This is a genomic window from Schaalia sp. JY-X159 (genome assembly GCF_014525425.1).
Taxonomy (GTDB): domain Bacteria; phylum Actinomycetota; class Actinomycetes; order Actinomycetales; family Actinomycetaceae; genus Scrofimicrobium.
The window spans coordinates 540815-566963 of sequence record NZ_JACEXI010000001.1; the positions used below are offsets into that span (position 1 = coordinate 540815).

Here is a 26149-nt window from a genome sequence, read left to right on the forward strand (position 1 = left end):
TTCTCATCCTCTAGGACTCATGTACCTATCAAAACCTATTCTCAAGCAAAGCTTACCCCGCTTCGGTGTCGAGGTCTTCCTCCACGGTCGTAACATCGCTGGCCTCTTGCAGCTCCACTGCTCGCTTGGGGTTGCGTTTCGCAACCTTCTCAATGTAGACCTCTCGCTCCGCTGCCGAGACTTCCGAGGGCGCGCCCACCTTCGCTGCAATAAAGAACAGGGCGATTCCCCCAATCAGGACAAAGATTGAAGTCCATGTATTCAATCTGAGGCCGAGGATCTCTCGCGCTGCATCCAGCCGCATCGTCTCCATAATGATTCGCCCGATAGGGTAAGCAATCAGGTACATCGCCATTGCCTGCCCAGATTTGAGCGCAAACTTACGCCCGATAAAAACGATGAGGGCGGCCATAGAAAGATTCCACAATGCCTCGTAGAGGAACGTGGGATGGAAAAGGGTTCCCTCTGCATAACCTGGGGGAAGGTGATTGACGTCGATCTCCAGGCCCCAAGGGAGTGTGGTTGGGGAACCGAATAACTCCTGGTTGAAGTAGTTACCAAGGCGTCCCAACGCCTGCGCCACCAATAGTGCCGGAGCTACCGCGTCAGCAAATGGGCCAATCCTCTGCCCTGCTCTGCGCAACCCAATGATGGCGCCAATCGTGCCGAAACCAATGGCACCAAAGATGGCCAGGCCACCCTCCCAGATCCGCAGGATGGCCCACGGGTCGGCGCCAGGCCCAAAGAACCCGGTGGGAGTTGTCACCACGTGGTACAGCCGGGCACCGACAATCCCGAACGGAATCGCCCACATGACCGTGTCGAGTACGACCTCGCCCTCGCCACCCTTAGCACGGTAGCGACTCCACGTGATCCACGTAGCAAGAATCATGGCTAACACCATGAAGATGCCGTACGCCCGCAGCGGGATGGGCCCAAGCCAGATCACCCCCACAGAAGGTGAAGGTATTGATGTTGGCAGTATGGCAGCTGCTTGGTGCAGCGCTGATGCAATCACTTAGTGTTCCGGGTCCCCTCTTTTAACTCACGTGCCAGGGCGCCCGCGTCTGCGAGGGCCCTGTCCCAGTCTTCATTTCCAAGTAGTTTCACGAACGCGGAGCCGACGATAACCCCGTCGGCATACTCCGCGATTTCTCGAGCCTGTTCGCCCGTGGAGACGCCGAGACCGACACAAACCAGTGGCGCCCCGGCTTCCCGACAACGCCTTACGAGGTCGCGTGCAGCGGAATCGACTACAGAACGCTGCCCCGTCACGCCCATTGTTGATGCTGCGTAAACCCAGGAGTTTGTTGCCTGGCTTATCAGTGCCAAACGTTCATCCGACGAGGACGGAGCGGCAAGAAAGACCCTCTCCAGATCATTCTCATCCGAAGCTGCCATCCACGGTCCCGCCTCTTCCGGGGGAAGGTCAGGCGTGATCAGCCCGGCGCCCCCTGACGCAGAGAACTCCTGTGCGAACCGCTCAACACCGTACCAGTGCACCGGGTTCCAGTACGTCATCGACAATGCGGGGGCGCCGGCACCATATATCTCCCCAACCGCCCTGAAAAGGTCCTCTAGGTGCGTGCCGTTTTCCAGCGCGCGCACCACTGCCCGCTCAATGACTGGACCATCCATTCCCGGATCGGAGTAAGGAAAACCCAACTCGAAAATATCGACACCATTTTCCACCAGTACCTTGGCAGCCTCAATCGACTTGTCCACGGTGGGATAACCCAGGGGTAGATACGCGATCAGTGCCGCGTTGCCATTATCCAGTTCCCGGCGAATCGCCTCTGCACTGTGCTTCACTTGTCATCCCCCAGTTCCGGGGCATCGCCACGATCCACCGAACGTCCGCCCTCGGCCGAAGGGTCGACCCTATCAAATGACGGCTCACCGAAACCAAACCACTGCGCCGCCGTCTCCATGTCTTTGTCGCCACGACCCGACAGGTTCACCAGGATGATTCTTTCCTCGTCGAGTCCCCGACCGACCCGCTTGCTCTCTTCCGCCCACTGCAGGGCTCCGGCGAGGGCGTGTGCCGACTCAATGGCAGGAATGATCCCTTCGGTTCGCGACAGACGAAGGAACGCCGCCATCGCCTCTTCGTCCGAGATTGGCACGTACACGGCCCTGCCATCGAGGGCCAGAAACGCGTGTTCCGGACCGACTCCGGGATAATCCAAGCCGGCTGAGATCGAGTGTGACGGCTTAGTCTGCCCATCACGTTCTTGCAACACGTAGGTCCTGGCACCGTGAAGGATACCAATTTCGCCCTCGGCTATCGAAGAGGCGTGACGTCCTGTTTCGAAGCCGTCTCCCCCGGCCTCACACCCAACCAGCACTACGTCCTCGTCCTCCACAAACGGGGTGAAGATCCCGATGGCGTTGGATCCGCCACCCACGCAAGCGAACACTGCGTCCGGCAGGTGTCCCGTTGCTTCAAGTATCTGCCCGCGCGCCTCATCACCGATAACCCGCTGCAGGTCGCGAACCATCCTGGGGAATGGATCCGGTCCGGAAGCCGTGCCGAAGATGTAGTTGGTGTTTGCAACATTGGTGACCCAGTCGCGGAACGCCTCATTGACCGCATCCTTCAGGGTCTGACTCCCCTGCGTTACGGCAATAACTTCCGCTCCCAGCACCTGCATGCGGGCGACGTTGAGTGCCTGGCGTTTCGTGTCTTCGTACCCCATGTAGACGGTGCAATCTAGACCAAGTAGTGCTGCCGCGGTGGCAGTTGCAACGCCGTGCTGGCCCGCACCCGTCTCAGCAATGACACGCGTCTTGCCGAGCCTCTTCGTGAGGAGTGCCTGTCCGAGGACGTTGTTGATCTTGTGTGATCCGGTGTGATTCAGATCTTCACGCTTCAGGAAGATTCGCGCCCCGGTTCCCTCGGCAAACGACGGGACCTCCGTCAGCAGGGAAGGCCGGTTGGCGTACTCGTTGAGAAGTTTCTCGAAGTCACCTCGAAATTGGGGATCGTTCCATGCCGAGTGCCAAGCCTTCGCGACCTCATCCACAGCCCCTTGCAGAGGCTCTGCCACAAATCGGCCACCAAACTCACCAAAGTAGCGTTCGTCGTCAGAACTCACTATGCCTCTTCCCTTGCCCCTAAAACCCGCTTCTTACGATCTGTCAGCAGGGCTGGATGCGAACCCGCGCTGACCATGTCTGAGATCTGCTCCAATGGGGAGCGGCTGGTCACCAGGGCTTCTCCGACCAGCACAGAGTCGGCGCCAGCGAGGGCGTAGTCGAGGACGTCTCTGCTGGAACGTACCCCGGATTCGGCAACCGCCACCACGCTGGCGGGAATCACGTCAATGACCTCTTCGACCGTGCGAGGGTCAACGCTGAGATCCTTGAGGTTGCGGGCATTCACCCCAATCACTTCAGCCCCCGCGTCAAGTGCTTGGAACACCTCCAGTCGCGAGTGAGTCTCAACCAGCGGCGTCATCCCCAGTGACTTGGTGCGTTCTATCAGTGACACCAGGGCAGGCATTTCGAGTGCCGCAACAATCAGGAGCACCGCGTCGGCTCCGTAGGCACGTGCTTCATGCACCTGGTAGGGCGTGACAATGAAGTCCTTGCGCAGCACCGGGATATCCACCGCGCGACGCACTGCCGCGAGGTCCGCAAGCGAGCCGCCAAAACGCAACTCTTCAGTCAGCACCGACACCATGGACGCTCCGCCGGCCTCGTAGATCTGTGCGAGGGCGGCGGGATCGGGAATGTCTGCGAGCGCGCCCTTTGACGGTGAGCGTCGCTTTATCTCAGCGATTATGGATACTGCTCCCGGGCCGTCCCGAAGTGCAGAAACAACGTCCTTCGCCTGGGGCGCTGACGCTGCCTTCTGTTTGATCTCTTCGAGTGGCGTCTTGGCCTCTCTTTCCGACGCCTTCGAAACAACGCCGGCAATGATGTCTTCAAGGATTGTCATGTCAGCCCTCCTTCTTTGTTCGATGGTAGGCGCAACTTCGGATGTTACCTATTTTCGTCCGGGCACCGAAATCGTTCCACCCGCATCGAAACATGAGGTGGTACCGGTATGGCATGTTGGCCCATCGGGTAGAACCTGGAGCAGGAGTGCGTCGCCGTCGCAGTCGATTTCAGCGCTGACGAGGTGTAGGAAGTTGCCGGAGGTTTCCCCCTTCTTCCAGTATTCCCGCCGTGATCTTGACCAGAATGTCACCGCTTTGCTGTCCAGTGTACTCGACAGTGCCTCATCGTCCATATAGCCAACCATGAGCACGCGCCCCGACGAAGAGTCTTGAATCACCGCACAAATCAGCCCGTCAGAGTCGCGTTTCAGCCGCGCTCCAAGCGCAGGTTCAAGGCTCAACGGGTACCACCGGAAACGTCGAAGCCGGCTTCGGCTAGAGCTGTCTTAACTTCCTTCACGGTCACCGATCCGAAGTGGAAGACGGAGGCCGCGAGTACAGCGTCTGCTCCGACCTGTGCTGCTGCCACGAAGTCGGCGATCTTCCCAGCCCCCCCAGAAGCGATGATCCCGTTGTCAACTGCGGCTCGAACCGTTCGGAGTAGATCCAGGTCGTAACCGCTTTGTACCCCGTCTTCGGCAATGGAGTTGAGCATGATCATCCCGGCGCCGCGTGCTTCAACATTCCGCGCCCAGTCGACGGCATCAATCCCTGTCCCACGCTTACCGCCGTGGGTTGTCACCTCAAATCGGGGGGCCTGAGCGCCCTCGTCATTCGTCTTCACGTCAAGGGAGACGACGACGGCTTCTGATCCGAATTCTTCAACCAGTTCATTCACCAGGTCTGGTCGGGCGAGGGCGGAGGTGTTCACAGAGATTCGGCTCGCACCCAGGTCAAGGACGCGCTTGGCGTCCTCAACTGAGGAAATACCTCCACCAACCACGATAGGAACACCCACTCCCTCGGCAGCCTCGGAGACAATTTGATCCATTGTGCGTTTGCCAACCGTAGAGGCGGAGACGTCCAAGAAGACGACCTCGTCGGCTCCGCTGCGGTAGTATTCCTTCGCTAGATGCACGGCGTCCCCGGCATCCCGGAGTTCCTCAAACTTGACGCCCTTGACGACGCGTCCTTCAGACATGTCGAGGCAGGGAATTACTTCAATCTTCTTGGCCATGGTTGTCCCCCTTGGGGTCTATTGCCCCGCGTTTCCAGCGAGGTCGTCAGTGGTAGCTTCGGTTCCTGATGCCGGCATGGCACCGAGGATATCGATAACAACGAAAAGCGTATCCGCACCTGTTGCCATCTCGGCTGGAATGGTCACGGCAAGCCTGCTACCCACCCGTTGGTCTACAAGCGCATCGCGGATTCCTGGCATGGCGTCCTCGAGGGAAACCATGGAGGGCGAACCGGCCGCCCACGTGGAAGCAACAGTTTGGCCGTCATTCCAGTTCCCAGCAAGGTATTGGGCCACGACAACATCGCCGCTCTCCACCTGTGGGCCCGTTCCTTCATTGAGAACCTGAACGACCAGGCCATCCGGGGGGTCGCCGGGAGCGTGCGAAACCACGGGTCCCATGTCCGTGAAACTCACTGACAGTGGACCGGACGCATCTGCGCCCTGAGGTCCGCTGGCAATCGTGTAGAGGACATCGACAACGTCGATCTCCGTGTCCCCACCCTCCAGCGGGCGTGCAAGAAGTAGTCGAGACCCTTCGGTCGACCCGATCAGCACGCGACTCAACAGGGCACCAAGGTCGTCCTCGTTCGCGGCGCTCAGGATCAGGTTGGGGGCGCCCCCAGGGTTAATGTTCTCTCCGGTCTTACCGTCGTAGGCAGTAACTGAAACCAAGACAGGACTGTCCTCTGTGATCTCTCGACCTGCGCCGCGGAACTCTACTCGTAGTTTTGCCGACGCCACATCCACGGGTCCCGAGGTGGTAACAACGGGGGTCGAGCCTTGCCGTCCAGAGACAGCAATGGCGTCCAAAGGTCCCTCAACTGTGAGAACCGCAGGCTGAGCCAGCCGCGATAGAACGAGGCCGCCTGATACCAACGCAACAGCCACAACTACGCTGACAACTGCTATGCCGATCCCCCACCATGAGCGTGATCTGCGACCACGACGCTGCCGGCTGGCCCGTGTGGGGCGTTGAGGAATCGGTGCACTCTTCACTTCGGGCTTGTCCACAACCTTCGGCACCTCTTCAGGAACGCGCCCATTTGCAGATTCGAGCGCGCCGCCGTGATGCACGGCTCTGCGGGAAGGATATGGATTCGACATAGCTCTGTTTTAGTCCCGGCTCATCCTTGCGACAAGCTCATCAACTCTTTCATCCTGCGTGGCAAATGGATCCTGTAAGGCTACCAGCGTGCCGGTGCCTTCAAGGCGGAGATTCACCCAGTCCACACCCAGGTCCCGCCTGGAGGCTTGAGCTGCGGCTATCGCAGCTGCTCGTAAGACTGCACGGGTCGTGGCTGGCGGGGAATCAACGGCTGTGCTGACCTGCTCCTTGCTCGTCAACCGCACCATCGCGCCGCTTGCCTCTAGTCTGGGAGCCAGACCGCCACCGGTTATGTCATGGTATGCAAGCATCAGCCTTGCGATGCGTGCATCGCCTAGCTCGGCGCCTGTTCGCGCAATATACGCATCGATCAGGCGCCTCTTGATTGCGTAGTCAATCTCCGTGTCAATGCCACTCCAGTCACGCGAGTCAATCGCATTCAGGGCCCGCTCCCAGAGGTCGAGAAGGTACGAGTACAGCTCTGACACTTCCTCATTTTCCAGGGCCTTGAGCGCGCGCCGCCTGATCTCCCTCTGGATCTGCGCGGCTGACAATCGTCTGCCGTCGCTGAGCTCAATGGTCTGGCGCCCATCCAAATCAAGACTGATTCGGCGAATCGCCTCCATTGGGTCTGCAAGTGCGAGGTCAGAGAAGTCTGTTCCCATCTCCATCGCATGCAACACCACGTCCGTGCTGGCAACTTTGAGAGCAGTGGTGGGCTCAGCGATATTGGTGTCGCCGACTATGACGTGGAGGCGCCGGTACGAGGTCGAGTCTGACAGGGGTTCGTCGCGGGTGTTGATAATTGGCCGCGACCTCGTTGTTGCCCCAGAAAGTGCGTCGTGCATCTGCGCTGCGCGTGCAGACAGGGAGTAGCGGACTGTGCCGTCTTCGTCGTGGACCAGTGCGCCGCTCCCCGCAATTATCTGTCGTGTGACAAAGAACGCGATGAGGGCGTCGGCCATCTCACGGAAGTCCCGGCTTCGTCGCAAGAGGTAGTTCTCGTGGCACCCGAAGGAGTTTCCGGCCGAGTCCAAGTTGTTTGCAAAAAGGTGAACTTCACCCGCCACACCGCCCGCAGCCAACTGGCTGTTGGCTTGTGTTGCCATGTCGGCAAGGATTGTAGAACCTGCGCGCACCTGCGCCAAGAGATCCCACAGGGCGGAGCATTCCGCTGTCGCATACTCGGGGTGGGCGCCCACATCTAGGTAGAGACGCCCCCCGTTGGTGAGGAAAACATTGGTTGATCGTCCCGCTTTGACGAGGGGCTCAAAAAGGACGCGCGCCGTCTCTTCGGGACCCAGGGGAGGTGTCCCACCGACCGTGGAAGCACAGTTCAGCCCATATTCGGTCTCGATACCGAAGATACGTCGTTGCACCTACTGGCCACCCTTTTGAACAAACCCTTGAACGAATGACTCGGCATTTTGCTCAAGGACCACATCAATCTCATCAAGGATGGAATCGAGTGGGTTGACCTGGACTTGGCCCCCGAGGCCCCCGTCCTCGTCATCTTCGAAATCATCGCCGCTACCGCCATACACGTTAGTTTGTGCCATCTTCGTTCCCTTCCGCCCTCAAGCTTACGTTTGCTGTGTTTTAACTAGTCAACCGGGGAGTCGGCAACCGGTTCGACCAGCGGTGTTCGGATTAAGCGCGCGCCGTCCTCGTCCTCGGTAACTAGCGACGTCCAAGAAGCTTGGACCAGGCGCTCATCATCCCTGACTGCAGCGCCGCGCGCGGCCGCCCTCGTCCCAGACGGAGGGTTGTCCGCAGCCCACTCGACCTGGTCTTGAGTGAAGAGGCTCTCCACCATTCCGGCCCGCTGCAGTGCGCCAACTAGGGACTTGTGGGGACGTAGATCAGACCACTGCAGGTCCATTGCGATAATGCGAGCATCATCCCACTGCGCACCAAGGCGCTTCCGCTGCCGCTCAAGCAGAGCGTACTTACCAACCCACTCCACCTCGGCGGCGGCCGCAAGGAAGTCATGCTCCAAGGTATCGAGCGTCCTCCCCCACCGCTCAATCACCAGTTGATCCACCGCGCTCAGTCTGCCCTCCAACCCAGTCTGCACGAGGGCGAGGTAGCGTCGCTGCACCTGTAGCGCAGTCATGGACTCACCTGAACGCAGGTTGAGGGGGCGGCGCAGAGTTAGGTCTTGGGAAACCTCGTGGACCGCCTCCACAGGATTATCTAGGTCCAGGTTCTCCCATTCCATGGTCGTGCCGACCTCGATGGCTCGCAAAACCAGCGAAGTGCTTCCAAACCGCAGGAGGGCGGAAACATCAAACAGGTTCGCATCTCCCCCAATGACGTGGATTCGCCGCCAGTAGTGGTGGTTGGCGTGGGGTTCATCGCGAGTGTTAAAGATGGGACGGTTGAAGGTGGTTTCCAACCCGATGTCATTCTCGACGTAGTCGGCACGCTGGGAAATCTGGAATCCCGCACGCTCAGAATGCTGGCCGATCCCCACACGTCCGCTCCCGCAGAAGATTTGCCGGGTGGCTAGGAAAGGGATTGAGAAGCGGATTAAGTCGTCTAGGTCGGCTGCGCGTTCAACCTGGTAGTTCTCATGCGCCCCGTAGGTTGCTCCCTTGCCGTCAACGTTGTTCTTTACGAAGACCAGCGGTGACTCTCCGGCCTCGTCCCTAAGGCGCATGACGCGGCGGGCAATCTCATCCCCCGCCTTGTCCCAGAGGACGGCGTCCAGTGCCGTCAGCGTCTCCGGTGATGAGTACTCGGGGTGTGCGTGGTCAACGTAGAAGCGCGCGCCGTTAGGAAGGACTATGGCGGAAGGAGCCAGCAGGCGCCGCTGCGCTTCGGTTGGCATCGGCAGGCTTTCCGACCCGCCCGAGGGAGCCAAATGGTAGGGGTCATCCGTCAGAAGAGAAGGATCCGCATTTGCCCGGTCCAACCTCATTCCGCGTATGTCGTTGAGGGGATCCTCGCCGCGATAATCCCAACCAACTGCGGGAAGGGGGGCGCGATAGGCCTTGGCGTAAGTTGTTACGGCCTCCGTTGACATGACAATGGGGTTCGCGTGGGGATTACCGGGTTCGTACACCCCGTACTCAGTCTCCGTACCGATGACGCGCGGCTGCGCGCTGCTCTTGCTCATTCGTCCTCCAAACCTCCGGGGTGGAAAGTCAACCTGCGGGTTCCTAGTGGTTGCCCAGCGGGACAACAGCGGAGACTTCCCCACCACGAAGTCCAACGGTACGCGCCCACTCATCCGGACTGGTAGTTGACGCCAGTTCCAGCGATTCTCGCATCTCTTCTTCAACGCCTTTGAGGACGAGGGCGGTAGACAGTCCTCCCTCACCATTCTCAAGCGACTCTTTGATCGCCATCTTCTTGGCTCTCTCCACGGTGCCTGCAATCATCGCTCCCGAGATGAGGTCACAGGGGTAGAGGATCTCCGTCTTGCCGTCGGCTAGACGGATTTCGAAGAGGGCTTCGGCCGGATCTTTGGAGTAGAGCCGGTCGAGGGCGCGTTCGATCATGGTTGTGACAGCGGCCTGCGCCGAACCCTCCTTTGCGATCATTTCACCCGCTATGGGGAGATACGGCGTGAGGTACTTGGTGAAGATGTCGTGTGCTTGACGGCGGTTGGGCCTGTCAATGCGGATGCGAACATCAAGCCTGCCGGGTCGCAGAACAGCTGGATCAATCATGTCTGGCCGGTTCGACGCCCCGATCACCACCACGTTCTCCATTGCCTCAAGGCCATCCATTTCGGCTAGGAGCTGGGGAACGATCATGGTTTCCACGTCTGAGGAGATACCACTGCCACGGGTACGGAACAGCGCCTCCATCTCATCGAAGAAGACCACCACGGGAACATCTGTGGAAGCCAGAGCACGCGCCCTCGTGAAAATTGCCCGAATGTGCCTCTCTGTCTCACCAACAAACTTGTTGAGCAGCTCTGGGCCCTTAATGGATATGAAGTATGTCTTTTGCTCATGTTCGGCGGACAGTGAGGTGGCCACCGCCTTGGCGATGAGGGTCTTGCCAGATCCGGGAGGGCCGTACAGCAGGATGCCCCGCGGAGGTCGCAAATCGTAGCGGCGATACAGTTCCGGATGGGTGAAAGGCAGTTCGATCGCGTCACGGACCTGGGCGATCTGCTCGTCAAGACCCCCGATATCCGAGTAAGAAACGTCCGGAACCTCCGGGGTCAGGAGATCTTCTACGTCCGTGCGCACCACGCGTTCAAAAGCGAAACCGGAACGCAGATCACACATGACGTTGTCGCCGGTTTTCAGTGCACCGTGGCGAAGTGGCCCCGCAAGGTAAACGACGTGGTCACCACCGTTATTTGACGTGACGAGGGCGCGGTCGGTGCCGATGATCTCCAAGACCGACGTGAGTGTGCCATCGCGGGGGAATCCAAGCGGCTCAGCCACGGTCATACGCTCATCGATTCGCAGCATAACGCCGGGACTCAGTGTGGAGAAGTCCATGTCCGGCGCGGTTGCAAGCCGCATACGCCGGGTCCCGATCAGCGCCTCAACCTCAAGGGTGAGGGGGTGGGTCGACACAAGGATGCCGATGGTCGAGGGCGGACGGTTCAGCAGGTCAACCTGGCCCTGCAGGTCTGTGATCTGCTTGCGGGCCCGCAGGAGGGCGTCGGTGAGGTTTGCATTCTTCTCTTCCAGTCCCGCAACCTGCAGCCTCAGGCCCGGAATGGTTGGGTCAGCCATTATCCGCCTCCTCATTTTCAAGCCAAACGTTCGCGCGTGCCTCTACGTCACGGCGGAGTCTTCGCAGCTTCTTGGCGTTGGGAGTGCGCAGTCCCAATGACTCATCGTCCCACCGGGTGACTTCGTCCCATTCCCCGCCCTTACCCTCGGCTGCGGGTGCCGGCCTCGAGGAGAGCACATGTGAGGTCGCAGCAGGTGCAAGGCGGCGGGCAACAACCAGGAAACCGGTGTGTCCAATCATCCTGTGATCAGGGCGAACAGAGAGCCCTTCGACATGCCACGACCGCACCATTGACTCCCAGGAATGGGGCTCAGAAAATTCCCCGCTCTTACGCAATGCTTCAACAACCCGCGACATTTGCGGCACGGTGGCAACATAGGACAGGAACACTCCTCCGGGTTCCAATACGCGCGCTGCCCCATCGACGAAATCCCATGGATTGAGCAGGTCCAGGAGGACACGGTCGTAGAAGTGTGGCTCAGCTTCTCCGAGGGCGTCTCCGACGTCGGCCACTTCGATCTCCCACGCGGGGTGCCTACCCCCGAACCAAAGGTCAACGTTGGCTGCTGCGATAGCCGCGAACTCCTCACGTACCTCAACCGAGTGTAGGTATCCAGTGGGGCCGATAGCGCTCAACAGGGATGCTGAGAGAGCCCCTGATCCGACACCTGACTCCAGCACTCTGGCTCCGGGAAAAATGTCTGCCATCGCAACTATTTGGGCAGCGTCTTTGGGGTAGATGATCGCTGCGCCCCGAGGCATGGAGAGTGTGTAGTCCGAGAGAAGAGGACGTAGGACTTGGAATGTTCTCCCGTCCTCGACCTCAACAACCTGACCGTCAGGCTTACCCAAAACCAGGTCGTGGTCGAGTGTGCCACGGTTGGTCTGGAATCTTCCGCCCGGCACCAGGGTAATGGTGTGCAACCGACCCTTGGGGTCTGTCACCTGCACCTTGTCACCGGGACGCAGTGGCCCGCGACGCCGGGCTGGGCCTAAAGAGTCCGGATGGTTGCTGCCTGTGGTCATTTTCGTCCATTCAAGTACTAGTATTCGTTACCAACTCTACCCAGGGGATCTGTGTTGGCCAGATGCGTCCGCTCACGGTGTAGCCCCGAGGCGTTAGAGTTGCGATATGTCACGTCCACCCGCCCTCTCGGCGTCGCGCGCCAAGGAATACCAGCAGTGCCCCCTAAAGTTCCGTTACTCCGTGGTGGACGGCCTGCGCCAGCCGCCGACTGAAGCAACGGTCAAGGGCACGGTGGTTCACAAGGTCTTGGAGGACCTTTTCACTTTGCCAGCCGCAGAGCGCACCCCGGCCGCTGCTCAAGAGATGCTTCCCACAACATGGGAGTACGTACTGGACAGGGACGAGGCCGCCCGGGATCTGTTTGAAGACCCGCGGGCCGCGGCACAGGGACAGGACGACACCGCAACACTTCTTGGCAACTACTTCCGGATGGAGCGCCCCGAGAACCTCGCCCCCAAAGGTCGCGAGCAGTTCGTGGACGCACGGCTGTCATCCGGCGTTCTTCTGAGAGGGATTATTGACCGCATCGATGAGGCCCCCGATGGTGCGCTGCGGGTGGTGGATTACAAGACTGGCCGCACTCCATCCCCCAGGTTCATGGAAGATGCCCTCTTCCAAATGCGTTTCTATGCGCTGCTTCTGCGCCAGGCGTGGCGAATTCCCCGACGGACCCAGTTGCTGTACCTGCGCGGCGAGGATGTTCTCACTCTGGATCCGGACCCTCGGAGCATCGACGAGTTTGAGGGGTCCGTGAACCAGCTTTGGGACCGCATCGAGGGCGATGCCCGCAGGGAACAGTTTGCACCGCGCACCTCGAAGCTGTGTGGTTGGTGCGCGTTCCAGAAGCAGTGCCCAGCGTTCGGCGGTGTGCTTGCGCCGCCACCCGCAGACGGCCTCGAGCGCCTCCTTGCGGTACGGGTGGTTGACCCGGCACAACGGTAACCTTAGGGACCCGTCCCTCAGTCGTCCAACCAGTCAACAACGCTTCCAGCAGCGATCTCTTCCAGGAGCGGAATGTTCAGATCTGCTGCCGAACCTATCCTTGAAAGACCATCCTGTGCGGGTAGCGGAACAATGCAGGGTATCGCAACGACGCGCGCTCCTGCAGCGAGCCCAGATCCAATACCCGACGGCGAATCCTCCAGAACCACGCACCCGGCGGGGTCAACGCCTAACAGCTGTGCCGCGCGCAAGTAGGGCTCCGGATCTGGCTTGTGATTCTCCACGTCATTGGCAGTGACCACCGCGTCGAACGTTCCCTCTGGGAGACGGCTCAGGAAAGCTTCCACCATTGGTCGGACCGAAGATGTCACCAAAGCCACCGGAACTCCCATGGCCTTCAAGTCCGCAAATAGCTCAGAAACACCTGGCCGCAGTTCGGCCTGCCCAGAGGCTATTGCGTTGATCATGTACCGCACTAGGTACCCGAAGATCTCATCATGGGACTCTCCAGATCCTGTCACTTTGGATAGCTTCAACGTGGTGGTTTTAGCTGAACCACCCACCAGGTCCATGGAATCCTCTGCAACCCAGCTCTTGTTGAACTGACTCACGTAAGATCTCTCGGCCTCGAACCATAGTGGTTCAGTATCGGCTACAGTGCCGTCCATGTCGAAGAGTACGGCTTGAAGGGGCGAGGTGTGTTCTTTGCGCAAGAGGAAACCTAAGAGACTAGCCCGGCCAACGGCTGGAGGACGCCAACAATCAGCAGGATCGCAACAAGTGCGGCGAAGCAGAGGCGGTAAATCACGAATGGTTGGAACGACTTGGTGGTCACAAGCTTCAGGAACCAGACGATCACCAAGTAACCAACGACAAAAGCGACCAGTGTAGCGAGGATCGTGGGGCCCCAGCCAACGGCCTGTTCATCACCAAAGGCTTTGAATGCCTTGTAGAAGCCGGAGGCGAAGACCGCCGGCAATGCGAGGAGGAACGAGTAGCGGGCCGCCGCTTCACGTGTGAAACCCATGAGGCGTCCCGCGGTTATTGTCCCGCCCGAACGCGAGACACCCGGGATCAGTGCTAATGCCTGAGCAAAACCGAAGGCAACTGCCTGACCCCACGTCATCTTGTCCAGAGTGTTGACTCGTCGTCCCACACGGTCAGCCCACCCCAAGAGCAAGCCAAATGCGGCAAGCATGAACACGGTGATCCACAGGTTACGGAAAGTGGTGTCAATCCAACTCTCCAGAAGGAGGCCAAGGATGGCGATAGGCAGCGACCCAACGATGATCATCCACCCCATCCGCACATCCGGATCAGAGGACTTGACGCGACTCTCTCTACTGATGAAAGGCAACGACATCCACCATCGAGAAATAATGCGGACAATGTCCTTCCAAAAGTAGATCAATACTGCAGTCTCAGTACCAATCTGGGTGATCGCAGTGAATCCGGCACCCGGGTCACCTGCACCAATCAACTCGCCGACAACCCGCAGGTGCGCAGAAGATGAAATCGGAAGGAATTCCGTCAGACCCTGAACCAGGCCCATTATGAGCGCTTCTAGCCAATCCATTGCCTCAGCCTATCCCGGACCCGCACTGCCTTTACGCCCTCACAACGTACTATGGAGCACATGGAAATCCGTCGTCTTGGCCAGCGTGGACTGGCCGTGTCCGCACTGGGATTGGGGACCCTCACCTGGGGTCGCGATACCGATGATTTTGAAGCAGCTGGAATGCTCACCTCTTATCTGGAATCGGGAGGCACCACACTCGATGTTCCTTCCGACTGGGCCAGCCCCACCTTCGAAGGTCGGGTAAGGGCAGTGGGTGCCGCAATCTCTGGTGGCCTGCGCGATCAGCTTGTCATGATCCTTCACTCCGGCAACCTCGCGGAACCGACCGGAGGTTCCCTCAACGTAACTCCACGCCAATCCATCGGTCGCCTCGGACCCAAGGCATCCAAGCGGAATCTCCTAGCCTCACTAGACGCCGCACTCACCGACCTCGGCACCGATCATGTTGATCTCTGGATCCTCCACGGACCACGCCAGGGCATCCCGATCGATGAGATGCGTGAGGCCGCCCAGTTTGCCCTCGCCACAGGACGCGCTCTCTACGTTGGGGCAGCAGACCTTGGTCAATGGGATTTGGGTGCACTAACAACGGTTGCCCCCGGGCAGGAACCCTTCTCCGCCCTCGCGGCCCCATTCTCCCTGTTGGACTCGTCACCGCGGACCACAACTATGCACCGCGGCAGTGAAAGCGGTCTGGGGTTCATTGCGCTCAACCCCCTGGCCCAAGGCGTTCTTACCGGGAAGTATCGACACTCCACACCACCGGACTCGAGGGCGGCCACAAGCCACCTTGCTTCACTTGTCGAGCCGTACCTTACCCAGCGTCATGCCCGCGTCGTGGAGGCGGTCGCCCGCGCAGCAGGTGGCCTTGACACAACCCCCGCCCAGATTTCGTTGGCATGGATTCTGGCTCAACCCCAGGTCTCCACCGCAATTGTCGGACCCCGCAACACCAGACAACTCGATGCCATCTTGGATGAGCCTGTTCTAACGCTGCAACGCGAGCTGCGCGACGTCCTCACAGAAGTGGCGATCGCGTAGAAGGGCCGGACTCAGGAACCGCCGGCCCAACCGACCAGACTTGGCGCACCTGAAAGACTTTTCGGGCATCATCTTCAGAGTCGAGGACGTCCCTAACCTCAAAGTCGAGGACGTCGTCGTTAGTCTTCGTCCAAGAGGTCTGCCACAGAATCCTCCTGGTCGTCGAGGGCGTCTTCCTCATCGTCATCGTCACCATCGTCAAGGTCGTCAAGCAGCTCAATTGGTAGTTCGACGCCGTAACTAGTGAAGAGTGCGTCATCATAGGTAAACAGTGCATCCTGCAGACGCAACTCAGCATCCTCCAGGATCGCAGGTGCAACCACGTCGGCATTACGCGCCATTTCAAAGTGATGTTCCAGCGCAGCTACCAAACGACTGAGTGCTGTTCCTGCTTCATTAGCCATACGCTTTACCCTAGCCGAGATCCCGGCAGGGTAAACACCCCTTACGGAAGTCCCAGCTGGGAGCGAATGACAGAGATCATTAGGTCAGTACCCTTGATCTCTGCGGTCTCTTCGGCACCAACAATGCGTGTTGCGCCCTCGCCATCAAAAAGCTGAGAGGCACCGTGGGTTGGACCCAGTGGAAGAACCACCCAGTCGCGTTTCGGCTGGTACGTCGCCTCCGGATCTCCGCCCTCGATCTGTGAGGCAATGTTCGCGATCACGACGCGAGCCTGGCTACGTGCAGCATCGGCCCGTTTTGATTCAAGAATGTCCGTGATGTCGCCAAGCGCGTAAGTGTGGTCATGGCCCGCAACCTGAAGGGTAGGAAGGACACGCACGGTGCCAACCTCAGTCAGTGCGTCCTCATAATCTGTGCCGCGCAGATAGCCCGTGACCGGGGTGGCCCCATAGCACTGGAACCATACGTCGCCCGTCACGGCTTCGCCGCCAGTGGTTTCGACCTCGAATCGGCCTAGAGTCCCCGCAGGGGTCGGAGGTAGGAAGGCCAGCTTCGCACCCGTGGTCACCTTGACCCCCAGCTGCTCAACCTGGTCTTTGATCGTCTTGCGGAACTCGGGCGTGTAACCCGGGGACGCGAGAATGTCGTCTGCGGCCTCAATGATCTCTATCTGCATGTCCGGGAAGGCTTCACGCAGCTCCCCCGCCAACTCCAAACCCACGGTTCCGCCGCCCACCAGCACTGCCTTCTCAGCACTGCCCAAGCCCGCACGCAGTTCCCGCAGGCGGTGCTTGGCAATGGCGCTCTGCGCAGTGATGTGCTTAGCGGGGAAAGGATATGTTGACCCCGTAGCCAAAACGACATAGTCCGCGGTGAGCGGCTCCTGCCCATAAATGTGAACGGTGTTGCCATCAACCCGCGAAACGTTGCCCTGCACGACGGTGCCGCGGTTAAGAAGGTATGAGTAAGGCATGAAGATCGCCTGCTCCCACACATCGTCTACTGTGGCCCGCAACGCTGCGGCATGGTGGACAAATCGATCATTGCGTTCGACAAGAATGACATCCGCGACGGGATCCAAGCCCTTGGCAACGGTGATACCGCCGTATCCGCCGCCAATCACGATTACACGAGCCATGTCGGCCCTCCCTGCAGGTTCTCTAGTTAGGTAGCTTTTCTGCACACCAGCTTACGTGGTCACACCAGTCCGCGCCGACGTGTCACGGCCGCCCCGTCAGGCACGTGGCCTCTGACCGCCACGAATGATTCCAGTGGGTCCCTGGAGTCACCGCGACTCAGTAGCTCCGTGCGCAACTTCTTCCCTGCACGCCGATTGAGTCCGCCGTCAGGGTTTCCGTCCTCGTCGACCTGAGACTGCTCAGCAAACCACTCTTCAAGTTCGCCAACCATCGCCTCTGCCCACATATACGAGTAGTAGGCACCGTCATAGCCACCCGCGAAAGTGTGCGCAAAGTACGGGGTCCTGTACCGGGGAACGACGAGGTCGTGGCTCACACCGGCATCCCCAAGAGATGCGGATTCGAATGCCTCGACTGCTTCGGGGTCGGTCGGCAGCAGTTCCGGCGACCTGTGCCAGTACTGGTCGATCAAAGCTGCTTGCACGTACTCTGCGGTGGCGTGAGCCTGCCCGAAGTGTTTGGAGGCGCTGAGCTTCGAAACGATGTCCGCAGGCAGCGACTCCCCCGTCTCGTAGTGCTTCGCAAAGTTGCCCAGAACCACAGGATTGTAGGCCCACATTTCGTTCAGCTGGCTGGGTAGTTCAACGAAGTCCGACGGCACCTCCGTTCCGGCCGTGGCTTCGTAGTAGGTATTGGAGAGCAACCCGTGTAGGGCGTGTCCGAACTCGTGGAAGCAGGTTTCGACCCCATCCCAGGTCAGCAACGTTGGGCCGCCATCTTCAGGCTTATCAAAGTTCGCGTCATTGGTGACAATTGGCAGCAGACCGGTGCGCGCCGAACCCGCCTGCAACTCACTCATCCACGCGCCACCATTCTTGCCAGGCCGCGTGTAGAAGTCCGCCATGAACAGTCCCAGCGGGCGCTCGTCCTCGTCAAAAACTTCCCAGGTGCGGACGTCCTCACACCATCCGTGAATATCCGCACGAGGTCGGAAGGTCAGGCCATAGAGCCTGTTGGCGGCAAAGAACAGCCCGTCATTGACAACAGAATCCAGTACGAAGTACTTGGACAACTCGTCCGAATCGATACCGAGGACGCCCGCACGCTTCTTGTCCTCAAAGTAGAGCCAGTCCTCGGGGCCGAGGTCGAAACCGGACTCTTGGGCTAGGGCTTCGTACTCCCCCTTTTCCTCATCCATTCGCGCAACAGCGGATCGCCCCACACTGGCCAAGAGGTTGAGGGCTTCCTTCGGACCCGGAACAGTTTGGTCATCCATGGCCAACGCGGCATGGTCTGGGAAACCCAGAAGCTGCGCCCTTTGGGCCCGTACAGCAGCAAGTTCCACGATCAGTGAGCGCGTGTCGAGGTCAGGATCGCCACCGAAGCCACGCCGCATTGAGTCCGCCAGGGCTCTTCCCCTGGTTTCGTGGTCAGCGAGGCTTGCAATCAGAGGGGGCTGGGAGAAGTTCATGACCGGCAGCTTCCATGCCACTTCAGAACCTTCGGCTGCCAGGGCAGCAGCCTGCACTCGTTCGGCAGGAAGACCGGCGAGTTCCTCTACGGCCGTCCCGGTCGTGAAAGTCTGGTCAAGCTGCTTCGTTATGCGTGTGTCGATCTGCGCCTGCAGGGAGGCAATCTTGGCGTTGAGGGCGCGGAGAGTCTCTTTGTCGCCTTCGTCCAATGAGACACCACTGCGTTCAAAGTCCGCAACCATCCCGGCCACATGCCAGGCGGTTTCAGGGTCAAGGTCTTCCAGCTTCGCGACCGCTGCGAAGCGCTGGTAGAGTGCCTGATTCATCCAGAACTGGTCGCTGTGCGCAGAGAACTTGGGTGCGAGTTGCTCATAGAGTTCGTTCAGCTCAGTGCCACCCAGGGACGAGAGCAGCGTGTAAAAGACCGACTCTGCCCGCCCCAGCACAGCGCCGGACGCATCCACCGCTACGACGGTGTTAATCACACTTGGAGCCTGAGGATCTGCGGCGATCGTCTCCCACTGTTGGCTTTCCTGCCTCATTCCTTCAGTCAGGGCTTCCGCAATGTCGGCAACCGTTATCGCAGCAAAATCGGGGACGCCAAAGGGCAGTTCAGATGGGTGGAACAGGGGGTTGGTCACGGCTACTCCTTACCGAGGATTTGGGCGATCTGGGGTTCCCGGAAGTTTGGCCCCTTGAGGATTTTGCCGTCGTCACGGCGCTTCACGGACCCGTCCGGCATCAGCTTGGAAAGATTGGATGAATGCACTTCAGCAAGCACATTATCGAGGTCGATCCCGGCCTCGAGCGCCATGCCGTAGACGACGTAGGTCAGGTCCGCCAGCGCATCGGCTGCGCCCACTACGTCCCGAACGCCCTCGTCAGGAAGATCACCGAACACTTCCTCAACGCGGCTGGCAGCAAGGGGGCCGTAAACGGCTTCGATCAACTCGGTCACCTCTTCCTGGATCAACGCCATGCGCATTCCCAGTCGGTCAAAGTCGAGCGAGGGCGCTCCGCCCTCGGCCACCACATTCGGCATGCCGTAGACCGCGTGGAACTCAGAGACGAGGTCGGAAGGGCGGTCTCCCGGAAGTACTTCGGCGGGGGGAACCGGGTGGAACTTTGCCATGTCAATATCTCCAACTAGTCGGTTCCAATCAGCCTTGATCAGCGCGGACTGCCACTGCCGTTCGATTGTGCCATCTGCGTGCTCAACCCGCCGGGTTCCTTCAGGAACGAAGCCAAGATTGCGGGCAATTCTCCGCGAAGCATCGTTACCCACGCCGCAGCGGTGGATGATTCGTTGCGCGTCGAGGTTCTCAAACGCGGCACGAACAACTAGGCGACATGCTTCAGTGGTGTATCCGCGGCCCTGGGAGTCACGGTGCATCCAGAATCCGATCTCACGCGCCTCCCCTGATATCCGCAGGTCAATGACACCCGCAAGCGCACCTTTGGCGCCGCCAGCCACCAGCGGGTAGATACCCCAGAGGGGTTGTCCACTCTCCCAGGAGTTTGCAGCGAAGTTGGCGGTGAAGTCTTCCGCTTTGTCCCACGTGTACTCACCGACTGCCCAGGGGAGCCACCTGGCGAACTCGCTGTCTTGTGCCGCGTCGTAGACACGCTCTGTGTCTTCTGGCTGGACAGGTTCCAATATGAGCCGCTGGGAACGTAGTTGCGTGACGTCCGCAAGATTCTCGGTCATTCAGATTCCACTACTTTCGGTGTGCCGTCTCTGGGTCTCTACCGGCCGAGTCTAATAGGGTACCGATCCTTGGTCGCACCGCTGACTGAGTTGTTGTGGTCGAAATCTGAGCCATGCGGCCCCTATCTCCCACCTCGCCGACCTGCCGGGCGGTGAGCGGCGTCCCGCACGGGCCACCCCACCCAAGGTTGCCAATGTCCCGGAACATGTCGCCATTGTCGACAAAGGTCGCCGATAATTCTCCCAAACAACAGCGACCTACGCTGACATCAGCGACCTTGAGCCGGAAGGACCCCACACAACAAGAAATCCCAGGCCATCGTCGAAACGATGACCCGGGACTTCACACCGTGCGCGGAGGGGGACTTGAACCCCCACCCTCTAATACGAGGACTAGCACCTCAAGCTAGCGCGTCTACCTATTCCGCCACCCGCGCGGTGTGGTTACCGAAGCAACCTTTGCTCTTTTGGAGCGCCTCTAAGCTAGCACGTCGCCAGCCCGATTGACGAACCAAAGCCCCCCATTTCGGAGGTGGTATGAATCACCGCGCCCAAGATTGGCGCAACCACTCGGATTTCAGCAGGGAGTGCTGCCACTGGATCTCCACCCCGGCGCTGGCTCCGCCCACTGTTGCCGATGGATTTCCCGACTGGGCCGATGCGTTTCCCGACGGGGCCGATGCGTTTCCCGACGGGGCCGTAGCACCCTCCCCCGACCTAACCACCGGTTTGCGGCGGACGCCCTCGGGAACAAACCCCAGACGCCTCGCGACGCTACGTGACGGGGTGTTCCCAACGCGGGCGTAGTGCATGACACGCAAAGCTCCAAGAGATGAAAAGACATGATTTAGCGCTAGGTGGTTGGCGGTGATCATCAGGCCGCGACCGCGCACCTCCGGCCTCATCCAGTATCCGATCTCCCATTCGCCCTGGCCGCGGTCACGCAGGTCCAAGACACCGATCAGAGAGTCGGGGTCCTCTTCAAAGCAGAGCGCCCAGATTGGCTGCCCGGACTCCCAGTTGCTGCTTGCAAAGTCGGTGACGAACTCTTCCGCACGCTCAAGCGTGTATCCGCCACGCAACCAGGGCAACCACCGTGCGAACAGTGGGTCTGAACACGCCTCAACAATGCGGGGCAGATCTTTGGCGCCCAGGGGGCGAAGGAGCAGACCTTCTCCACGCAGCTCACTCTCAGGTTTCATCGCAGACATTTTCTCAAGTTGCTGCGGCAATCGTGGACTCATCTCACCGGCTCGTATCACCAGGTGGTCGGCATTGAAAGACTATCCACTGCGCCGCATAATATTCATTTGGTCTTGGGAGCGGTCGAGCCCTCTGTACTCAGTTCGCCACCAAGATCGGGAAAGTCAGCCAATCAAGATAGGGGCCGCTTTGAAACTCACTGCAGCCGTCGCCGGCGCTTCAGGATACGCCGGGGGTGAAGTGTTACGCCTGCTCGCGGGCCATCCAGGTCTCCACGCCACCACCCTGAGCGCGCATTCCAACGCCGGTGAGAATGTCGGCGCGATCCAACCCCACCTGAGGTCATACGCGGGCGAGACCTTTGTCGATACCACCGCAGAGAACCTGGCCGGGCACGACGTTGTCTTCCTCGCCCTGCCCCACGGTAAATCGGGGGAACTGGCTGACGAAATCGCCGCTCTCTCCCCCAACACCCTCCTGGTTGATTGCGGAGCCGACCACAGGCTGCATTCCGAGGACGCCTGGGCGGACTTCTACGGCGGCCCCTTCAACAAGCCCTGGACCTACGGGGTCCCAGAACTGCTTGTGGGGGGCGCCAAGCAGAGGGAAGCCCTGCGTTCCACGAAGCGGATTGCGGCTCCCGGCTGCAATGCGTCCACCGTGTCCCTGGCACTGGCCCCCGGAGTTGCCAGCGGGCTCATCGACCCCGGCGACATTGTGGCGACGCTTGCCGTCGGCCCCTCTGGTGCGGGGAAGGCACTGCGCACCAACCTCTTGGCTGCCGAGATCCTTGGCTCCGCCAGTCCCTACGCCGTGGGCGGGACCCACCGCCACATCCCCGAAATCGAGCAGGCACTCAGTGAGACAAGCGAGCACGCACCCCGTGTTCGACTGTCGTTCACGCCCGTCCTCGTCCCCATGTCCCGCGGCATCCTTGCAACCTGCACGGCGCCAGTCCGCGAGGGAGTGTCCGAGGACGACCTGCGAGCAGCCTGGGACCTGGCCTATGGAGAAGAGGATTTTGTCCAAGTCCTGCCGCCCGGACAGTTCCCAGCCACCGGCTCCACAGTGGGCGCCAACACCCTGTTGCTTAGCGTGACGCTCGACAAACGAGCGGGACGCGTAGTCGTCGTTGCGGCGCTGGACAACCTGGCAAAGGGCACTGCGGGCGCAGCGATCCAATCCACAAACATCGCCCTGGGCCTGCCCGAGGGCGCCGGTCTCACAACGAATGGAGTAGCGCCGTGAGTGTAACAACACCCGCCGGTTTCCGCGCCGCAGGCATGGCCGCCGGCTTGAAGGCTTCGGGAGGTCCCGACCTGGCGATCGTCATCAATGACGGCCCCACTCGAACTGGCGCCGCCGTGTTCACTTCAAACCGGGCGCAGGCCAACCCGATCCGCTGGTCCCGTAAGGCCCTGACTGACTCTGATGGAGAGGTCAGGGCAATTGTTCTGAACTCCGGTGGCGCCAACTGCTTCACGGGTCAGTTTGGATACGAAACATCGGCACTGACCGCAAGCGAAACCGCAGTGTTGCTGGGAACCGAAACCGCGGCCATTCAAGTTTGCTCCACGGGTTTGATCGGAGAGGGCGGGGAGGCTTTCCGCACCGCTATCTTGACGGCACTCCCCCTCTTGGTTGAGGCCGCTTCTCCAGAGGGCGGGTTGGCTGCCGCGAACGCAATCCTCACGACTGATACGCACGCCAAGACGACCTCGTACACAAGCCCCCAGGGGTGGTCAATCGGAGGGATGGCTAAGGGTGCTGGAATGCTTGCGCCGGGTTTGGCCACAATGCTGGTTGTCCTCACCACCGACGCCGTTCTCACCGCTGGCGAATGTGATCACGCTCTGCGGGCCGCCACGGCAGTCACCTTTGATCGCCTTGACTCCGACGGCGCGATGTCCACCAATGATCAGGTCACCCTGCTCGCCTCGGGGGCTTCCGGAGTGACACCGAAAGAGGGCGACTTCGAGGCCGCGCTTGCGGACGTCTGCTCCGAGCTCGCACTTCAACTGCTTGGGGATGCCGAGGGCGCCTCCCACAACATCGCCATCACCGTGAGTGGGGCGGCCAGCGTTGCGGATGCGGTCGAGGTCGGCCGCAGCATCGCTCGCAACAACCTCTTTAAGACTGCCATCTTTGGTAATGATCCCAACTGGGGGCGCGTCTTGGCCGCAATTGGCACCACCAGGGCAGCGTTCGACCCCGACAACATTGATGTCACCATCAATGGGGTGCGGGTGTGCTCGAAGGGGGGACCGGACCGGCCGCGCGACCTCGTCGATCTGACACCACGGGAAGTGAGCCTCGATATCGACCTGTTCGCCGGTGGGGAGTCCGCGACGATCTGGACTAATGACCTCACCCACGACTACGTCCACGAGAACAGCGCGTACTCCTCATGAACTCAGTTACCTACCATTTTCAGGCGCCTGAGGAGGCCCGCAGGTTCGCCAACACCCTGGTGCAGGCTCTGCCGTGGATGAAGGAGCACAGCGGGAAGATTGTTGTCATCAAGTTCGGTGGCAACGCGATGATCAGCGAGGAGTTGCAGAAGGCGTTCGCGGAAGACATCGCCTTCTTGCGTTACGTGGGGGTCAAGCCCGTCGTGGTGCATGGTGGGGGTCCGCAGATCTCGCAGATGCTGGATCGCTTGGGCATTGAGTCTGAGTTCCGCGCTGGCTACCGTGTCACCAGTCTCGAAGCGATGAATGTCGTACGGATGGTTCTGCAGGGCCAGGTCAATCCGGAGTTGGTTTCCCTGATAAACAGCCACGGCCCCATGGCTATGGGTTTCAGCGGCGAAGACGCAGCTATTTTCACAGCTCAGAAGATGTTTGCCCAAGTTGACGGCGAGGTTGTCGACCTAGGTCAGGTTGGCGAGGTTGTCGCTGTTGACCCCGGTCCCGTCCTCGACCAGTTGCGGGCGGGGCGTGTTCCTGTCATCTCTTCGATTGCTCCCGACCAGGATCAACCGGGCAGTGCCCTTAACGTCAACGCTGACTTGGCGGCGGCTGCCCTCGCGGTGGGTCTGGGAGCAGAGAAGCTGGTTCTTCTCACCGACGTCGCGGGCCTGTACGCAGACTGGCCAAATCGCGATTCATTAGTTGCGTCGATCCAGGCTTCCGAGCTGTCCGCCATGTTGGCGTCGCTCGAGTCGGGGATGATCCCCAAGATGCAGGCATGTCTGGAAGCAGTCCGCGGAGGGGTCCCCACCGCCACGGTGATCGATGGGCGCGTCGCCCATTCCGTCCTCGTCGAACTCTTCACGGATCGGGGTATCGGAACGGAAGTGAGGACGGATGATGAGTGATGTTCTGGCTGGCGCGGACCTACTGACGAACAGTTACGGCGAGTCATTTGCGCAGTTGGTGCGCGGCGAGGGTTGCCACGTGTGGGACGTCGACGGGAAGCGCTACCTGGACTTCCTTTCTGGCATAGCCGTCAATGCCCTGGGGCACGCTCACCCGGCATTCGTCGCTGCCGTCTGCGAGCAGGCTGCGACCCTGGCCCACGTCTCAAACTTCTTCGTGACTCCCCCGCAACTCAAACTAGCCAGTACCTTGCTGCGACTGTCAGGAGCGGGCGAGGACGGACGGGTCTTCTTTGCAAACTCGGGCGCTGAAGCGAATGAGGCCGCCCTCAAGCTGGCCCGTTTGCACGGGCAGGCCCACGGCAAATCAACCATCCTGGCGCTGGGCGGAGGTTTCCACGGGCGCACAATGGGCGCATTGGCGCTGACATCAAACCCCAAGTACCGGGAGCCGTTCGAGCCACTGCCCGGCGGGATCGAGCATATTGACCCGACAGTGGAAGCCTTGGAATCCGCCCTCGACGACACCGTTGCTGCGCTCTTTGTCGAACCGATTCAGGGTGAGGTCGGTGTGAAGCCACTGTCGGAGAACTTTTTGGTTCGAGCGCGCGAACTCACCGCGGAGCGGGGCGCGCTTCTAGTGATTGATGAAGTGCAGACAGGTATTGGGCGCACGGGCGGATGGTTTGGTTTCCAGGCGGCCGGGATCATGCCAGATATTGTCACCCTGGCAAAGGGCCTCGGGGGCGGCATTCCGATTGGTGCATGCATTGCCTACGAGCCCGCAGCAAGTCTTTTCTACCCGGGGTCACACGGGACCACCTTCGGAGGGAATCCCCTGTCCTGTCATGTTGCGCAAACCGTCCTCGACGTCATTACTTCAGGCGACCTGGTTGAGAATGCGCGGGTGCGCGGAGAGCAACTAACGGCTGCCATCCTGGAGCGCAGCCACCCGCTCATTCGAGGGGTTCGGGGCAAGGGACTACTGCTTGGCGTTCTACTAACTGAAGATGTGGCGCCCGCACTCGTCGCTGCGGCTCGAGAGCTGGGCTTGATCGTCAACAGTCCCGCACCCGATGTTGTCCGCATCGCTCCTCCCCTGATCATCGGCGACGAAGAGATCGAGGAGTTCCTGGCACTCTTCTTTGCTGCAACAGACAAGAGTGCCAAGGACATACTCTGAGCGATTCTCACCACCGCAACACACGGGACTAAGGCCCCCAGATTGAGGACTTTCGTCACACGACTGCAATTTTGGGAACGGAGTTACAGATACCCCTACCGGTACTCGTTTAGCGATATTACGCCGTTCAATCGCGCGTCGACCACCTTCTGCGCATTGCAACTCGGCGACAGTTGGGACTTTCGCCCCCGAAAG

General features: G+C 60.1%; 25 protein-coding genes and 1 tRNA gene. 6 read left to right on the forward strand and 20 right to left on the reverse strand.

The features are described 5' to 3' along the window. Positions 1-52 precede the first annotated feature (52 nt). Genes lgt through IDL90_RS02470 form a run of 12 tightly spaced genes read right to left on the reverse strand, consistent with a single transcriptional unit; the run spans position 53 to position 11962 of the window. The gene (gene lgt / locus IDL90_RS02415; protein WP_316930264.1) at positions 53-1018 is read right to left on the reverse strand and encodes a prolipoprotein diacylglyceryl transferase; all 966 of its coding nucleotides are present in this window, start codon (positions 1016-1018) and stop codon (positions 53-55) included. Beyond that, entirely contained in the window at positions 1015-1812 is a 798-nt protein-coding gene (gene trpA, locus IDL90_RS02420) for a tryptophan synthase subunit alpha (protein ID WP_187994194.1), read from the reverse strand. Before trpA ends, lgt begins: the two co-directional genes overlap by 4 nt. Next, a complete protein-coding gene (gene trpB, locus IDL90_RS02425; RefSeq protein WP_398401336.1) occupies positions 1809-3098 on the reverse strand; it encodes a tryptophan synthase subunit beta in 1290 nt (429 codons plus the stop codon). The genes trpA and trpB overlap by 4 nt, the downstream gene beginning before the upstream one ends. Then, on the reverse strand, positions 3098-3943 hold the full coding sequence (gene trpC, locus IDL90_RS02430) for an indole-3-glycerol phosphate synthase TrpC (protein WP_182142527.1): 846 nt from the start codon (positions 3941-3943) through the stop codon (positions 3098-3100). The genes trpB and trpC overlap by 1 nt, the downstream gene beginning before the upstream one ends. A gap of 48 nt (positions 3944-3991) precedes the next feature. After that, the gene (gene hisI / locus IDL90_RS02435; protein WP_187994195.1) at positions 3992-4345 is read right to left on the reverse strand and encodes a phosphoribosyl-AMP cyclohydrolase; all 354 of its coding nucleotides are present in this window, start codon (positions 4343-4345) and stop codon (positions 3992-3994) included. Next, positions 4342-5121 carry an imidazole glycerol phosphate synthase subunit HisF gene (gene hisF, locus IDL90_RS02440; RefSeq protein WP_187994196.1) on the reverse strand — a complete coding sequence of 260 codons (780 nt, stop codon included), beginning with the start codon at positions 5119-5121 and terminating at the stop codon, positions 4342-4344. The genes hisI and hisF overlap by 4 nt, the downstream gene beginning before the upstream one ends. Before the next feature lie 18 nt (positions 5122-5139). Further along, entirely contained in the window at positions 5140-6228 is a 1089-nt protein-coding gene (locus IDL90_RS02445; RefSeq protein ID WP_187994197.1) for an FKBP-type peptidyl-prolyl cis-trans isomerase, read from the reverse strand. Between the two features lie 9 nt (positions 6229-6237). Then, complete coding sequence (gene pafA, locus IDL90_RS02450) at positions 6238-7608, reverse strand: Pup--protein ligase (protein ID WP_187994198.1); 1371 nt, start codon at positions 7606-7608, stop codon at positions 6238-6240. Beyond that, positions 7609-7788 (reverse strand): ubiquitin-like protein Pup, encoded by a 180-nt coding sequence (locus IDL90_RS02455; protein ID WP_182142522.1) that lies wholly within the window; start codon positions 7786-7788, stop codon positions 7609-7611. A gap of 44 nt (positions 7789-7832) precedes the next feature. Further along, positions 7833-9350, reverse strand: a complete 1518-nt coding sequence (gene dop / locus IDL90_RS02460) for a depupylase/deamidase Dop (RefSeq protein ID WP_187994199.1) — start codon at positions 9348-9350, stop codon at positions 7833-7835. Positions 9351-9393: 43 nt separating this feature from the next. Then, complete coding sequence (arc, locus tag IDL90_RS02465; protein WP_262508950.1) at positions 9394-10935, reverse strand: proteasome ATPase; 1542 nt, start codon at positions 10933-10935, stop codon at positions 9394-9396. Beyond that, positions 10928-11962: a tRNA (adenine-N1)-methyltransferase gene (locus IDL90_RS02470; protein WP_187994201.1), complete on the reverse strand. Its 1035-nt coding sequence runs from the start codon at positions 11960-11962 to the stop codon at positions 10928-10930. The genes arc and IDL90_RS02470 overlap by 8 nt, the downstream gene beginning before the upstream one ends. A gap of 106 nt (positions 11963-12068) precedes the next feature. On the opposite strand from IDL90_RS02470, the gene IDL90_RS02475 reads away from it, so the two are divergent. Beyond that, on the forward strand, positions 12069-12905 hold the full coding sequence (locus IDL90_RS02475) for a PD-(D/E)XK nuclease family protein (RefSeq protein WP_187994202.1): 837 nt from the start codon (positions 12069-12071) through the stop codon (positions 12903-12905). A gap of 17 nt (positions 12906-12922) precedes the next feature. On the opposite strand, the gene IDL90_RS02480 is transcribed toward IDL90_RS02475, so the two are convergent. Both IDL90_RS02480 and IDL90_RS02485 read right to left on the reverse strand, forming a co-directional pair. Beyond that, positions 12923-13618: an HAD family phosphatase gene (locus tag IDL90_RS02480; RefSeq protein ID WP_262508951.1), complete on the reverse strand. Its 696-nt coding sequence runs from the start codon at positions 13616-13618 to the stop codon at positions 12923-12925. An 8-nt stretch (positions 13619-13626) separates the two neighbouring features. Then, positions 13627-14481 (reverse strand): undecaprenyl-diphosphate phosphatase, encoded by an 855-nt coding sequence (locus IDL90_RS02485; protein ID WP_187994204.1) that lies wholly within the window; start codon positions 14479-14481, stop codon positions 13627-13629. 60 nt (positions 14482-14541) lie between these two features. On the opposite strand from IDL90_RS02485, the gene IDL90_RS02490 reads away from it, so the two are divergent. Beyond that, positions 14542-15525, forward strand: coding sequence for an aldo/keto reductase (locus tag IDL90_RS02490; RefSeq protein ID WP_187994205.1), 984 nt, complete (start codon positions 14542-14544; stop codon positions 15523-15525). A gap of 119 nt (positions 15526-15644) precedes the next feature. Here the strand turns inward: IDL90_RS02490 and IDL90_RS02495 are convergent, their stop codons facing one another. From IDL90_RS02495 to IDL90_RS02520, 6 genes are all read right to left on the reverse strand, one after another. Next, a complete protein-coding gene (locus tag IDL90_RS02495) occupies positions 15645-15929 on the reverse strand; it encodes a DNA primase (protein WP_182142514.1) in 285 nt (94 codons plus the stop codon). A 41-nt stretch (positions 15930-15970) separates the two neighbouring features. Beyond that, positions 15971-17068, reverse strand: coding sequence for an FAD-dependent oxidoreductase (locus tag IDL90_RS02500; protein WP_187994206.1), 1098 nt, complete (start codon positions 17066-17068; stop codon positions 15971-15973). Between the two features lie 59 nt (positions 17069-17127). Further along, positions 17128-19182 (reverse strand): M3 family metallopeptidase, encoded by a 2055-nt coding sequence (locus IDL90_RS02505; protein WP_187994207.1) that lies wholly within the window; start codon positions 19180-19182, stop codon positions 17128-17130. A 2-nt stretch (positions 19183-19184) separates the two neighbouring features. After that, positions 19185-20249 carry a bifunctional GNAT family N-acetyltransferase/nucleoside triphosphate pyrophosphohydrolase family protein gene (locus IDL90_RS02510; RefSeq protein WP_187994208.1) on the reverse strand — a complete coding sequence of 355 codons (1065 nt, stop codon included), beginning with the start codon at positions 20247-20249 and terminating at the stop codon, positions 19185-19187. A 351-nt stretch (positions 20250-20600) separates the two neighbouring features. Beyond that, positions 20601-20686 (reverse strand) — tRNA-Leu (locus IDL90_RS02515). 105 nt (positions 20687-20791) lie between these two features. Beyond that, positions 20792-21460, reverse strand: a complete 669-nt coding sequence (locus tag IDL90_RS02520; RefSeq protein ID WP_187994209.1) for a GNAT family N-acetyltransferase — start codon at positions 21458-21460, stop codon at positions 20792-20794. 181 nt (positions 21461-21641) lie between these two features. On the opposite strand from IDL90_RS02520, the gene argC reads away from it, so the two are divergent. Genes argC through IDL90_RS02540 form a run of 4 tightly spaced genes read left to right on the forward strand, consistent with a single transcriptional unit; the run spans position 21642 to position 25954 of the window. Then, on the forward strand, positions 21642-22700 hold the full coding sequence (argC, locus tag IDL90_RS02525; RefSeq protein ID WP_187994210.1) for an N-acetyl-gamma-glutamyl-phosphate reductase: 1059 nt from the start codon (positions 21642-21644) through the stop codon (positions 22698-22700). After that, positions 22697-23863, forward strand: a complete 1167-nt coding sequence (gene argJ / locus IDL90_RS02530; RefSeq protein WP_187994211.1) for a bifunctional glutamate N-acetyltransferase/amino-acid acetyltransferase ArgJ — start codon at positions 22697-22699, stop codon at positions 23861-23863. Before argC ends, argJ begins: the two co-directional genes overlap by 4 nt. Further along, on the forward strand, positions 23860-24771 hold the full coding sequence (argB, locus tag IDL90_RS02535; RefSeq protein ID WP_187994212.1) for an acetylglutamate kinase: 912 nt from the start codon (positions 23860-23862) through the stop codon (positions 24769-24771). The genes argJ and argB overlap by 4 nt, the downstream gene beginning before the upstream one ends. Continuing rightward, positions 24764-25954: an acetylornithine transaminase gene (locus IDL90_RS02540; protein WP_187994213.1), complete on the forward strand. Its 1191-nt coding sequence runs from the start codon at positions 24764-24766 to the stop codon at positions 25952-25954. Before argB ends, IDL90_RS02540 begins: the two co-directional genes overlap by 8 nt. Positions 25955-26149: the final 195 nt, after the last annotated feature.